At 36.8% G+C, this 13,936-nt stretch carries 10 protein-coding genes and 1 tRNA gene; 6 read left to right on the top strand and 5 right to left on the bottom strand.

Annotated features, from left to right (window positions below; all coding sequences use genetic code 11):
* Positions 1-67 precede the first annotated feature (67 nt).
* The gene (locus Q0972_RS08770) at positions 68-1,741 is read right to left on the bottom strand and encodes an MFS transporter (protein ID WP_299364949.1); all 1,674 of its coding nucleotides are present in this window, start codon (positions 1,739-1,741) and stop codon (positions 68-70) included.
* A 78-nt stretch (positions 1,742-1,819) separates the two neighbouring features.
* Positions 1,820-1,963, bottom strand: coding sequence for a hypothetical protein (locus tag Q0972_RS08765; RefSeq protein WP_299364947.1), 144 nt, complete (start codon positions 1,961-1,963; stop codon positions 1,820-1,822).
* Positions 1,964-2,098: 135 nt separating this feature from the next.
* Here Q0972_RS08765 and Q0972_RS08760 point away from each other — a divergent pair, with 135 nt between their 5' ends.
* Complete coding sequence (locus Q0972_RS08760) at positions 2,099-3,343, top strand: metallophosphoesterase (protein WP_299364945.1); 1,245 nt, start codon at positions 2,099-2,101, stop codon at positions 3,341-3,343.
* Between the two features lie 107 nt (positions 3,344-3,450).
* Entirely contained in the window at positions 3,451-3,747 is a 297-nt protein-coding gene (locus Q0972_RS08755) for a co-chaperone YbbN (RefSeq protein WP_299364943.1), read from the top strand.
* On the opposite strand, the gene Q0972_RS08750 is transcribed toward Q0972_RS08755, so the two are convergent.
* Together Q0972_RS08750 and Q0972_RS08745 are read right to left on the bottom strand one after the other, a co-directional pair.
* The gene (locus Q0972_RS08750; protein ID WP_299364941.1) at positions 3,728-4,411 is read right to left on the bottom strand and encodes a polysaccharide deacetylase family protein; all 684 of its coding nucleotides are present in this window, start codon (positions 4,409-4,411) and stop codon (positions 3,728-3,730) included. The two genes, Q0972_RS08755 and Q0972_RS08750, sit on opposite strands and share 20 nt — an antisense overlap.
* Positions 4,412-4,416: 5 nt before the next feature.
* Positions 4,417-7,812: a DUF2723 domain-containing protein gene (locus Q0972_RS08745; protein WP_299364939.1), complete on the bottom strand. Its 3,396-nt coding sequence runs from the start codon at positions 7,810-7,812 to the stop codon at positions 4,417-4,419.
* Positions 7,813-8,001: 189 nt separating this feature from the next.
* On the opposite strand from Q0972_RS08745, the gene Q0972_RS08740 reads away from it, so the two are divergent.
* Positions 8,002-8,074, top strand: a tRNA-Gln gene (locus Q0972_RS08740).
* 394 nt (positions 8,075-8,468) lie between these two features.
* Here the strand turns inward: Q0972_RS08740 and Q0972_RS08735 are convergent.
* Positions 8,469-9,293, bottom strand: coding sequence for a universal stress protein (locus Q0972_RS08735; RefSeq protein ID WP_299364937.1), 825 nt, complete (start codon positions 9,291-9,293; stop codon positions 8,469-8,471).
* 155 nt (positions 9,294-9,448) lie between these two features.
* On the opposite strand from Q0972_RS08735, the gene rimP reads away from it, so the two are divergent.
* The 3 genes from rimP to infB all read left to right on the top strand — a co-directional run bounded on the left by rimP (position 9,449) and on the right by infB (position 13,910).
* Positions 9,449-9,913 carry a ribosome assembly cofactor RimP gene (gene rimP, locus Q0972_RS08730; protein WP_299364935.1) on the top strand — a complete coding sequence of 155 codons (465 nt, stop codon included), beginning with the start codon at positions 9,449-9,451 and terminating at the stop codon, positions 9,911-9,913.
* 12 nt (positions 9,914-9,925) lie between these two features.
* Positions 9,926-11,158 (top strand): transcription termination factor NusA, encoded by a 1,233-nt coding sequence (nusA, locus tag Q0972_RS08725; protein WP_299364933.1) that lies wholly within the window; start codon positions 9,926-9,928, stop codon positions 11,156-11,158.
* A gap of 70 nt (positions 11,159-11,228) precedes the next feature.
* Positions 11,229-13,910 (top strand): translation initiation factor IF-2, encoded by a 2,682-nt coding sequence (gene infB, locus Q0972_RS08720; RefSeq protein WP_299364931.1) that lies wholly within the window; start codon positions 11,229-11,231, stop codon positions 13,908-13,910.
* The last annotated feature ends 26 nt before the right edge of the window (positions 13,911-13,936 follow it).

Below are 13,936 nucleotides of genomic sequence, written 5' to 3'. Positions count from 1 at the left end.
ACGACAGATTCATTTTATCCTGAACTTATTTCAGAATCTTTTAAATTTAATTTGAATGTAATTAATTTTAATATTCAACCCCTTGTTTGTCCAAAACAGTTTTTGTTCTAAAAGCATAAAACAGTAAATAACCAAAACATGCTACGGCGATCCAATATGACGACTGAATTGTATACACGTCAGCTAATTTTCCTTGAACAGGTGGAATAATGGCACCGCCTAAAATCATCATGATTAAGAAGGCAGATCCTTGGGACGTATATTTTCCTAATCCCGCTATGCTTAATGTAAAAATACAGGGCCACATAATGGAACAGAATAAACCGCCAGATAGGAATGCAAAGAGAGCCACATTTCCAGAGGCAAACAGACCGATTAACATTCCTAAGATGCCCAAAACACTAAATATTTTTAGTGTTTTTACAGGTCGGTCTTTTGCTAAAAAGAACCCTAATATCTGAACAGCTATACAGATCGCAAAAAATAGAATTTCATTAGTTGAAAATTCATTCCCTGCGATATAGTTTACGGCAAGGATAACAACAAAAGCAATATAAGGAACGAGAATTAATAGTACCTTTTTAAGGCCTTTGCTCGGACTGAAGACAGTAATAGATCCAACCCAGCGACCTATCATTAGACCTCCCCAATATAAGGAGATGTATATGCCCAATTGAGAATCGTTTAGTACTGGTAAACCAAGTGCATTTAAGCCAGTATTCCCAACGCTCTGCTTTAATAGTTCACCTAGATTACTACCTATAGTAACCTCGACACCTACATACATAAAAATGGCTAGCATCCCTAAAACCAATTGCGGATACTTCATCGCTCCCCAACCTTCTGGTTTTTTAGAGGCACTTGAATATGCTACAAATACAGTAGCAATAACAGCTAAAAGTGCAATAAATAAAACAATTAATCTTATGTTCTCTACGTTTTCGATTGCTGCTGTATCTTGAGCATAAGTGTTAAAAATATATCCAAAACAGCCTATAATGATAAGCGTTAATAAGATCAATAAGTTTTGGGCTTTATTTGCGGGTTCAAATGCCGTATCTGATTTGAGTGCAGGTAGTTTTTTTGAAAAATAAAATAAGGCTGCTGCGACCAAAAACAATAGACCCACACCCAAATACAAGGTCTGTACCGTAACCAAAGTGATTTCATTATTTGTAATCATTGAAGCTAATTCATCTGTACTCCAAGATGCAGAACCAAAGATGACCAAGCTGACTACAATGGGTCCTATGGTTGTACCAAAAGAGTTGATGCCTCCTGCCAGATTTAAACGATGCGAACCCGTTTTGGGATCGCCTAAAGCAATAACGAACGGATTTGCTGCAGTTTGCTGTATAGAGAACCCCAAAGCGACTATGAAATAAGCAATAAGAACCAAATAGAAAACACCGGTTTGCCCTTGTTCTGCACCCGCGGTAGCAGGATACATAATAAAAGCACCAATAGCAGATAAGAGTAGGCCATATATAATACCATTCTTATAACCCCAATTGTTCATAATATCTTTTTTAATGGAACCAGACATTATAAATAGCAATAAAGCACCTATATAATAGGCACCATAGAATGCAAAATCTACCAATTGCGATTGAAATTGGTCAATGTTAAAATAGGTCTTGCAAAATGGAATAAATACGCCATTGGATGCTGCTATAAATCCCCAGAAAAAGAATACAGTGACTAAGGTGGCTAGCGCTGATTTGTTGTTTTGGTTGTTCATAGGTTATTTGATGTTAATTGGTTTTATGAGATTTCTCGTTGTCACTCGAAATGACAGTCTAGTTGAGTGTCTTTAAGTTTATTGATAATTTCCATAACTGAAAACCGAATATTGATACTGATTACTTAATAATGATTTCATCCACAAAAATCCATCATCTATCCATGTACTTATAACCCAAATGCCTTTTTGGGAGTATACCAATTGAAGTTTAGAAGGCATTAGTTTTAAGCGTCTAAACATAAATGAAATTCATTATTGGTCTCAGCCTAGCGCAAGATAAACAATAAAACCTTTAACAATTTCATAAGATAAGTGGAAAAACTGATGCTTAACTTTGACAATTAAAAATTGTTTATGATTCGCTGGATAATCTTTGTAGCAATTATTGGAATTGCCGACTATTATGCTTTTCAATCCTTAAAAACTGTAACAAAGAGTAATTGGTGGTATGCACTGTATTGGTTTTTTACCATAGCTGTAATAGGGAATTTTATTTTTCAGTTTTACGGATTTAACAGAAGTAGTGGTTTTTCGCAAGCCAATTCTTTAGCTGTAGGTTTTTTAATCGCTTTAGTAGTTCCAAAGCTAGTATTAATTGCCGTTATGTTCACGGAAGATGTATTTAGAATACCACAAGGGATTTATAGCTATTTTATGCAAGATGATAGTGCTAGCGGCAGCCAAATAAAACACCTTCCATCCCGTAGAAAATTTATTAGTCAAATTGGTCTTGGATTGGCAGCAGTTCCGTTTGCATCAATTCTTTATGGAATGTACAAAGGGAAATACAATTTTAAAGTTTTAAAATACACACTGAACTTTGAAGATTTACCTCAAGCATTTGATGGATTTAAACTCACTCAAATTAGTGATATACATTCGGGCAGTTTTGATAATTTGGATAAAGTAGCATACGCTATTGACCTCATAAATCAACAAAAAAGTGATGTCATATTGTTTACAGGAGATATGGTAAACAATAAAGCTAAAGAGATGTTGCCGTATGTTGATATTTTTAAAAAATTAGAAGCTAAAGACGGTTTGTATTCAGTATTGGGAAACCATGATTATGGTGACTATGTTAGTTGGAACTCAGAAGCCGACAAAAAACAAAATCTCGAGGATTTAAAAGCACTTCAAAAAGACATAGGTTTTGATTTACTGTTAAATGAAAACCGTTTCATTGAAAAAGAAGGTCAACGCATAGCTATTATAGGTGTAGAAAATTGGGGCAAAGGCGGTTTTAAAAAAGCAGGTGACTTAAAAAAAGCTTCTAGCCTTGTAGATAAGGATGATTTTAAGATATTGCTCAGTCATGATCCCAGTCATTGGGATGCGGAGGTGGTCAATGATCAATATCATTATCACCTAACGTTAAGTGGTCATACCCATGGAATGCAATTCGGGATCGAAATCCCAGGATGGTTTAAGTGGAGTCCTGTAAAATGGCGATATAAGCAATGGGCAGGGATTTATGAAGCGCTAGGGCAGTATATTAACGTCAATAGAGGATTTGGTTATTTGGCATTTCCTGGGAGAGTAGGAATATGGCCAGAAATAACAGTAATAGAGCTTAAAAAAGGAGCAAAGGAAGCTTAATTGCTAACAATTGTTTATTTTTATGTAGCTCATTATAAACTTGCTAGATTTTTCTATTAAAATTTTATGTAGGTTTGTATAGCTCATTTGACTAAAATAACTAAGATATGTCAAAATTTGGGGAATTAATAGATGTCGATATTCCAGTGTTATTAGACTTCTATACAGAATGGAACGAGCAATCCGTAGCTATGCACCCTGTACTTCGGGATGTCGCTGCAGCATTGGGTGACAAGGCTAAGGTTATTAAGATTGATGTCGATAAGAATAAGGAACTTGCAGAAGCCCTAAGGGTTAAAGGTCTACCAACATTAATTATCTACAAAAATGGCGAAATGAAATGGCGTCATAGTGGCGAGCAAGATGCCAATACCTTAATTGGTATTATCCAAGAGTATGTTTAGAAAGCGCTTTAAACTTGTATCCCTTTTCGGTGTAATGGTCTAATACTTTGGGCAAAGTATATTTTAAGTTTCGAGAGGCCTTTATGCTATCGTGAAATACAACTATGCTACCTTCTTTTGCCGCCGAAACCACATTCTTAAAACACATGTCTTCACTTACGGATTTATCCCAATCATAGGAGAGCACATCCCATAGAATAATTCGATAACCTAGCTTTTGTAACTTTTTACTTTGCTTGGTTTTAAATTTACCATAGGGTGGTCTAAAAAGTTTTAGAGTACCTAAACTATGGTCATTTGGGAGTTTTGAATTTTGAACTTGAAATGTAATTACTGAATCTGTAAGTTCGATGTTACCAACATACATTTTGGTTTTTGTTTTCCATCCTTTTAGATGGTCATAAGTATGATTGCCAACACTATGGTTTTCCTTTAATATATTTTGAAAAATTTCTGGATTGGATTCTATATTCTTTCCAATACAGAAAAATGTTGCCTTAGCGTTGTAAGCTTTCAAAGTCTGAAGTACCCATTCTGTGATTTCTGGCGTAGGGCCATCATCAAAAGTTAGATAAAGTTCTTTATTAGAGGTATTGATATTCCAGACAAAATTTGGGAACAGTGCTTTTACAAATCCAGGTGTCTTGGCAGGAATAATTTTCATAAGTTCTATTCTTCGGGTGCTATAGAATCTTGAATGCTATCGTTTAATATAGAATTAATATCTATTTCCTCTCTTGGCTCAAATTCTTCTTCCGAAGGATCCATTAACAGCTTATTCAATAGACCTAAGTAACCATTATATTTATCTTTCTCTTCCATTGCAAAATCCTTGTCATTGTAAATAAACAAAATATCAACAAGTGCCCTATATCTTTGAATATCTAGATAGATGTCTTCAAATAAGCGGATCTGGTCATCTTCATCCAAACCTCCATAGTATATCAGATTTTCTTGATATATTCTAGCCACATCTTTGTAAAGTGCCCTGCCTTTGTCAAAATTGCCAGTTTCATAATAAGCACTTATATACGGTTCTAATAGCGATTGGAAGCCAAATTTATCTACAGGCATTTTTTCCATAGCCAAATCAGCAATTTCTTCTGCTTTGTCTAATTGGTCTTCATTGATAAGTGCCTCAATTAAGCGTGCTAGATTACCTCTATAGGTTATACCATTTCTTCGGGTTTCAATGTCGTGGTAGATGTCTTCTCCGCTTCCGCCCCAATTCCATTGTTTTACCATATTGTACATTAAGTCTGGGTCAACACGTCCCATATCATAAGGGTTGGCCCTGTCTACAGGTGTTTTAATAGGGACTAGCTTGTAACACATACCATCTAGCTGTAAATAGTCCTTAAGCCATACATAGTCGTCAGCACCAAAAGCTCCACCTGTAAAGTATATAGGTCTTTCCCAATTATTGTTAGCAATAATATCTAACATTAGCAATCTATTTTTGTAGATGTAGCTGCCTTCAATTTCAGCATATAAATAATCTTCGATTTTGTCTGCGTCCTTAGGTTTTACAATGCCGTTTTTTAAAACGACATCTTTATTTACAGGGATACTGATATGCCTTGTAGGGAAATAGTTGGTTTTTAAAATATGCTTGGGGTATTGGCTAGGATCTTCGCGCTGTGCTTTTATTACATATTCAAACTTAGTTTTTGGATCTTCATTAGCAACAAAATCCATAAAATCTTTAATAGGAAGTGTATCGTTGGTAATTTCCCGTCTTATCGTAACATCTCTATTCCCACCTCTATATTGATTATGGGTTAATTGTGATGGAATCGGATCGCTTTCGTAAGCCTTACGTTTCATTTGGTCAATATACCAATCCGTTTGAAAAAGGCTCGTATTAACCACACGTACATCGGTACGTACTCCTTCTATTTCTTGTAAATACCAAAGGGGGAAAGAATCATTATCTCCAATCGTGAAGAGAATAGCATTGGGCGCACAGGATTCTAAATACTTGCGTGCCATAGCATTGGCTGTATACTTTCCTGAGCGATCGTGGTCATCCCAGTTGTTTGCTGCTAGTATTCCTGGTACAATGACAATGCATGCAATTGTAATAGCTGGAGCTAACAATTTAGATTTGATGCTCGACTTTAAGAGGTCGTAAATGGCGTAAACCCCAAAACCGATCCAAATGGCAAATACATAAAACGAGCCTACCACAGAATAATCACGTTCACGAGGTTCAAAAGGTCTAATATTGGTGTAAAACTGAATGGCCAAACCAGTTAACAAGAAGAATACTAACAATACCCAAAAGCGTTTAGCATCAGTATACATTAAAAAGAAAAAACCAATCAGGCCAAGGATAAGCGGTAAAAAATAATAGGTGTTTCTGGCTTTGTTCTCAAGAACTTCGGTTTGTAAATTATCTTGGGAGACGCCTAAATGTATTTCATCAATAAATTTTATCCCTGAGATCCAATTCCCATTAAAATCATCAAATTTTCCTTGAATGTCATTTTGTCTTCCGGTAAAATTCCACATAAAGTAACGCCAATACATATAACCAAATTGGTACTGAAGCATATAGGCAAGATTATCTCCAAAGGATGGTTTTTCAATAACCAAATATTGTTGCCCATAGCGTCTTAAAAATTGGTCATAGTCTTCATAGTCTACTTCACCATTTCTTATACGCATTCTAAAATCATTGATCACTTGGTCGAATCGTCTTTTTTCCTGCAACGCATATTGACTGGCTTGTTCTTCACTGAGTCCTACACTAAGGGCTTCATTGAAAGCCCGAGTTTGAAGATTGGGATCTACCTTAAATTCAATAAGGCCTGTAAACATCATATAATTAGCAGCGTGCTCGCTACTCCACATTCTAGGAAGTAAGGAAGCATGGTCGTGGTTATAATTTTGTTTGCTATTCTCCCAATCGTTTATAATTACGTACTTACCAAGTTTTTCGTCCCGTTCGTAATTCTTTTTGTCATCTACAAAAGGTTCGTCTTTATCAGCGCCAGAATAGATTTCTGTAAACTGAGGCCCATAGAACAAATGTGTTTCGGGATATTGCTCCAAATTATAATAGGCTAATAATTCTCTTGCATCTGATGGGTCATTTTCATTAATGATCACATTGGCATTAGCTCTTATAGGCAACATCATCCAAGAAGAAAAACCAATGAAAATAAACATGAGGCATAGTACCAATGTATTAATATGAACCAACCCTTTCCTGCGTGTATAATTCAAACCTAGGTAAAATAAGCCAATAACGAGCAACCCTGTAATTATGGTGCCAGAATTAAATGGTAATCCCATGGAATTTACAAAGAAAACCTCTAGATACCCGAAAAGTTTAAGTGTGGATGGTAGCAGTAATTTGAATATAAATAACAGTATTGCTGCAGATACCACGTTAGCAATGATAAAGTTCTTAACGGTAATCGTTTTGTAATTCTTAAAATAGTAAATAAGCCCGATTGCAGGTATGGTTAACAAGCCCATAAAGTGAACTCCGAAAGACAGTCCAATGATGAAAGCTATTAAAATGAGCCAACGATTACCCCTTGATGTGTGCATATCCTGCTCCCAACGTAAGGCAAGATAGAACATCACGGCCATGATTAAGGTCGCCATGGCATAAACTTCGGTTTCAACTGCATTAAACCAAAACGAATCCGTAAATGTAAATGCTAAACTACCAACTAAAGCACTGCCCAAGACAGCCATACCTTTACTAGCACTAGAATCTTTATTGTATTTCACTAGCTTAACGAGTAACATGCTGATGGTCCAAAACATAAATAGAATAGTGAATGCGCTGGCAACAGCGCTCATCATATTCATAATCATCCCTATTTGTGAGGCTTCTAAAGCAAATATGGAAAAGAAGGCACCCATCATTTGAAACAACGGCGCACCAGGCGGGTGACCAACTTGTAATTTTGCAGAGGTTAAAATATACTCACCTGCATCCCAAAAACTCACGGTTGGTTCTATAGTGAGCGCATAGACAATAAATGCTACTGCAAATACAAACCATGCTAAAATGTTATTCCACTTTTTAAAGTTAAAATCCGTCATGAAAACCATACTTATTGATGCTGGCGAATTTACTAATTATTATAGTAATGCCTAAGTTTTTAAGTTAACGTTAAGTAATTTCAATTATTTTTTGGATTTTTTTTGCCCAAGACAAACTTTGTTTTAAATTTGCACCCTCTTTCGCACAAAATGTGCTTTAGTGGGTTCAACCTACAAATAGTTGAGTATTGGCCTATGGTGTAACTGGCAACACGTCTGGTTTTGGTCCAGAAGAGTCTAGGTTCGAGCCCTAGTAGGCCAACAGAAATGAAATCCTTGTTCTATTTTGAATGAGGATTTTTTGATTTGCAATATTATGATAAGGGCGAGAAGCCTGTGCTGAGCGCCGTATTGAGCGAAGTCGAAATACGTAGCCGAAGTGAGCCCTACATTGTTAGCTGTAGCTTTTAGCGAAAGCTAAGTAGGCCAACAGAAATGAAATCCTTGTTCTATTTTGAATGAGGATTTTTTGATTTGCAATATTATGATAAGGGCGAGAAGCCTGTGCTGAGTGCCGTATTGAGCGAAGTCGAAATACGTAGCCGAAGTGAGCCCTACATTGTTAGCTGTAGCATTTAGCGAAAGCTAAGTAGGCCAAGAAAAAAACCTAATCAAAACTGACTAGGTTTTTTTATTTGTCATATTTACTGTCATCTCTAAATCTTAAACGTAATCACAGGGCGATCGGCATGGTTCACCAAATCCTCACTAATGCTACTATTAAAGAAATGGGCTATACCTTGTCTGCCGTGTGTACTAATCCCAATTAGGTCCGCATCAATCTCTTCGGAGAAATTTAAAATACCTTGCTCCACACTTTTGTCATTATGCACATTAATTGTATAGTTTTCAAAAGTTTGCCCTGCTATAAAATCATTAATTCGTGTTCTGGAATCATAGGTGGTAATAAAGTTATTAGCCGTATTCACTAAGAGCAGGTGAATTCTGGAGTTAAAAAGCTCAGCAAATTTCACGGCTTGTTTATAAGTTTCTTTATTATCGTTTTTAAAGTCGGATGCAAACACAAAGTTCCTGATATTGAAACTATTATGCTCATTTTTAATGACAAGTACTGGTACATCCGAAGAGCGAACCACCTTCTCGGCATTAGAGCCAATAAACATCTCTCTAAGACCAGAAGCGCCATGAGAGCCCATAACGATTAAATCGATATCAAACTCTTTACAGGCCTCTTTAATCTCATTGAAGGTAATATCGGCCTTAACCGTTTCATGAACAGTAATCCCATCTAAGAAATCATTTTCCATAAGATCTTCAAACTTCCTGTGGGCAAGTCTCATAAAGAATAAGGCTTCAGGAACATCGCTGTGCGCATTTATAGGATCGATCTGTTGCATTGGGATTTCCATCATGTGCAATAAATAAATGTCAGCATTGTGTTTTCTTGCTAACATCGCTGCAACTTTCAACGCGTGCTCTGCTTGCTCAGAAAAATCTGTAGGGACGAGTATTCTGTTCATTATATAAATTGATTTTAGTTAGTCTTATAAATTTATGAAAATAATTCCACTTTTAACGACTTTGAAAAATCAATATAAAAGTTGTATATTTGCACCGTTGTTTACGATAATGAATAAGCGAGAGGACGAGGAGTCCTCTCTTTTTATATCAAGAAATGTTTAAGGAAACGGTAAAAGAGCTATTGGATAATGCATTAAATGAGCGTAAGGATTTGTTCCTTATAGATTTTGAAATCTTATCCGATAATACTATAAGAGTTGTACTAGATGGTGACAATGGCGTGTTGGTAGAGGATTGTATGTTTGTCAGTAGAGCTATAGAGCATAGCTTAGATAGAGACGAGCAAGACTTCTCTTTAGAAGTGACATCGAGTGGTGCTACATCGCCATTACTGTTTCCCAGGCAATATAGCAAACACATAGGTAGAAATTTAGAAGTAAAAACCCGCGAAGGGGATAAACTAGAAGGTCAGCTGGCCGAAGCTAATGAAGACGAAATCGTGTTAAAGTGGAAAGCAAGAGAGCCAAAACCTATAGGTAAAGGCAAAGTAACGGTGGCAAAAGAAGCAAGAATAGCCTTTAAGGACATAGAAGAAGCAAAAGTTAGAATAAAATTTTAATTCATATCAATTATGGAGAATGTAGCATTAATTGAATCATTTTCAGAATTTAAGGACGATAAGTTAATAGACAGAGTAACACTAATGGCAATCCTTGAGGATGTGTTGCGTAATGCATTAAAGAAAAAATATGGAGATGACGATAATTTTGACATCATTATAAATCCAGATAAAGGGGATTTAGAGATATGGAGAAACCGTATTGTTGTAGCTGACGGTGAAGTTGAGGATCCAAACCAAGAAATAGCCTTATCTGAAGCACAGAAAATAGAGCCAGATTTTGAAGTCGGTGAAGATGTAGCTGAAGAAGTAAAACTGGTAGACTTGGGAAGACGTTCTATTTTAGCGTTAAGGCAAAACCTTATTTCTAAAATACACGAGCACGATAACACCAATATCTACAAACAGTTTAAAGAATTAGAAGGAGAAATTTACACAGCAGAAGTGCACCATATTCGCCATAGAGCAATTATTTTGTTAGATGACGATGGTAATGAAATAATACTTCCAAAGGATAGACAAATACCATCAGATTTCTTTAGAAAAGGTGAGAATGTTAGGGGAATCATTGAAAGTGTGGAACTAAAAGGAAACAAGCCAGCAATCATTATGTCTAGAACATCACCATTGTTCTTAGAGAAACTGTTTGAGCAAGAGATTCCAGAAGTTTTCGATGGTTTAATTACTGTTAAAAAAGTCGTTAGAATACCAGGTGAAAAAGCAAAAGTAGCTGTAGATTCCTATGATGATAGAATCGATCCTGTCGGCGCTTGTGTAGGTATGAAAGGATCACGTATTCATGGTATTGTGAGAGAATTAGGAAACGAAAATATCGATGTAATTAATTATACCAATAACGTTCAGCTTTTCGTAACCAGAGCATTAAGCCCAGCACGTGTAACGTCTTTAAAATTAGATGAAGAGGGTATGCGCGCCGAAGTATTGCTAAAACCAGAAGAGGTCTCCAAAGCCATCGGTAGAGGCGGCCATAATATTCGTTTGGCAGGGCAGTTAACGGGTTACGAGATTGATGTATTTAGGGAAGGTGCAGAAGAAGATGTGGAGTTAAAAGAATTCTCAGATGAAATTGATGGTTGGATTATTGATGAATTTAGTAAAGCCGGTTTAGACACCGCAAAAAGCATTCTAGAACAAGATGTTGACGATTTGGTGAAACGTACTGATTTAGAAGAAGAAACAATTTTAGATGTCATTAGAATTCTGAAAGAGGAATTTGAAGACTAAATAACAGTTTAACTTTAAAATGAAGAAAGTTAGATTGATATAAACAGATTTAAGTATATTACGGCAATTTATGGCTCAAATTAGAATAAATAAAGTATTAAGGGAATTAAACATCTCTCTAGACCGTGCAGTGGACTTTTTAGAGTCCAAGGGCATCGATATTGAGAAAAGTCCCAATACAAAAATTTCGCAAGAGGTTTACGATACGCTATCTGATGAATTTCAGACGGATGCATCTAAACGTGAAAAAGCTCAAGAAGTAAGTGAAGCAAAACTCAAAGAAAAAGAGGAGCTTCGTGAGCAGCGCGAACGCGAAATTGAAGAAAAGGAAAAGAAAGAAGCCGCAAAAGATACCGTAGTTAAAGCTAAGGCCGAATTGACCGGTCCTAAGCAAATAGGGAAAATCGATTTAGACAAGAAGCCAAGAGCCAAAGTAGAGAAAAAAGAAGAAAAACCTAAGCCAAAGCCAAAGCCTGTAGAAAAAGTCGAGACTCCTAAGGTAGTCGAAGAAAAGCCTAAAAAAGAAATAGTTAAAAAAGTAGAGCCTAAAGTAGAAAAGCCAACAGAACCTGTTAAACCTAGGACAGACGAAAAGTTAAAGACACAATATCAAAAGCTTTCGGGGCCAACTACTACAGGTAAGAAAATAGACCTTTCTCAATTTAACAAGCCTAAAAAGAAGAAAGAAGAAAAAAAGCCCGATACGCAATCTAATAATGACGCTAATAAGCGCAAAAGGCGTCGTATTAGCAAAGGCGGAAACGAAGGAGGAGGAAGACCTAATTTTGATAACAGACGTGGCGGAAAAGGAAGAAGTTCTAGGCCAAAAGTGGTAAAGGAAGAGCCAAGTGAAGAAGAAGTACAAAAGCAGGTAAGGGAAACCCTTGAAAAACTTCAGGGGAAGTCCAACAAAGGAAAAGGCGCCAAGTACCGTAGAGAGAAAAGAGAACAGCATAGAGAGCAGTCTGAGAAAGAACTTCAGGCAGAAGCAGCAGAAAGCAAAATCCTAAAGGTAACCGAGTTCGTTACGGTGAGTGAAGTAGCGACTATGATGGATGTTGGTGTTACCCAAGTCATTTCAGCATGTATGTCATTAGGTATGATGGTAACTATGAATCAGCGATTAGATGCAGAGACACTCTCGATTGTTGCTGAAGAATTTGGATTTGACGTTGAGTTTGTCACTGCGGATATAGAAGAATCTATTGAGACAGCAGCTGATGATCCTAAAGACCTAAAACCGCGTGCACCAATCGTAACTGTTATGGGTCATGTAGATCACGGTAAGACATCGCTTCTAGATTACATACGCGAAGAGAACGTTATTGCAGGTGAGTCGGGAGGAATTACACAGCACATTGGTGCTTATGGTGTAGAATTATCAGACGGACAAAAAATAGCATTTTTAGATACACCAGGTCACGAAGCCTTTACGGCAATGCGTGCTCGTGGTGCACAAGTCACAGATATTGCCATTATTGTTGTTGCTGCAGACGATGCCATAATGCCACAGACCAAAGAAGCCATTTCCCATGCCCAAGCAGCTAGTGTGCCTATTGTTTTTGCAATAAATAAAATAGATAAGCCAGACGCTAATCCCGATAAAGTAAAAGAAGGCTTGGCCAACATGAATTTATTGGTTGAAGATTGGGGCGGAAAGATTCAGTCGCACGACATCTCAGCAAAATTTGGTACAGGCGTTAAGGAATTACTCGAAAAAGTACTTCTTGAAGCTGAGTTATTAGAGTTAACAGCCAATCCTAATAAACCAGCAAACGGAACCGTGGTCGAAGCTTATTTAGATAAAGGTAGAGGTTATGTCTCTACAATTTTAGTGCAAGCCGGAACTTTAAAAGTTGGCGATTACGTATTGGCAGGAAAAAACAGTGGTAAGGTTAAAGCTATGCACGACGAACGTGGAAACAATGTGCTAGAAGCCGGACCGTCTACTCCAGTATCAATCTTAGGGCTCGATGGTGCACCACAGGCAGGTGATAAATTCAATGTATTTGAAGACGAAAGAGAGGCCAAGCAAATTGCTGCAAAGCGTACACAATTACAGCGCGAACAATCAGTGAGAACGCAACGTCATATCACACTAGACGAAATTGGAAGACGTATTGCCCTTGGTGATTTCCAAGAGTTGAATATTATCCTTAAAGGTGATGTTGATGGTTCTGTAGAAGCTTTAACAGATTCGTTCCAGAAGCTATCAACTGAAGAAATTCAAGTGAATATTATCCATAAAGGCGTTGGTGCAATTACCGAAAGTGATGTACTGCTGGCTTCAGCCTCTGATGCTATTATTGTTGGGTTTAATGTACGTCCAGTAGGAAATGCAAGATCAATCGCAGATAAAGAGGAAATAGATATTAGAACATACTCTATTATCTATGATGCTATCAACGACTTAAAGGATGCTATGGAAGGTCTATTGTCACCTGAAGTGAAGGAAGAAGTTACAGGTACAGCTGAGATTAGGGAGACCTTCAAGATTTCAAAAATCGGAACTATTGCAGGTTGTATGGTGACTAATGGTAAAATCTTTAGAAATTCTGGTGTGCGAATTATTAGAGATGGCGTTGTAGTATTTACTGGCGAATTGGCCTCGCTAAAACGCTTTAAGGATGATGTAAAAGAAGTTTCCAAAGGATACGATTGCGGTATGCAAATAAAAGGTTATAACGATATCAAAGAAAGTGACATTATAGAAGCCTTCCAGGAAGTTGAGGTTAAAAAGAAATTAAAATAATAATTTCAAACTACCCTTAACTATAT

This window comes from Winogradskyella sp. (assembly GCF_028282165.1).
Classification (GTDB): domain Bacteria; phylum Bacteroidota; class Bacteroidia; order Flavobacteriales; family Flavobacteriaceae; genus Winogradskyella.
Note: the sequence above shows the minus strand (reverse complement) of the source record. Positions and strands in the feature narration are given on the sequence as shown.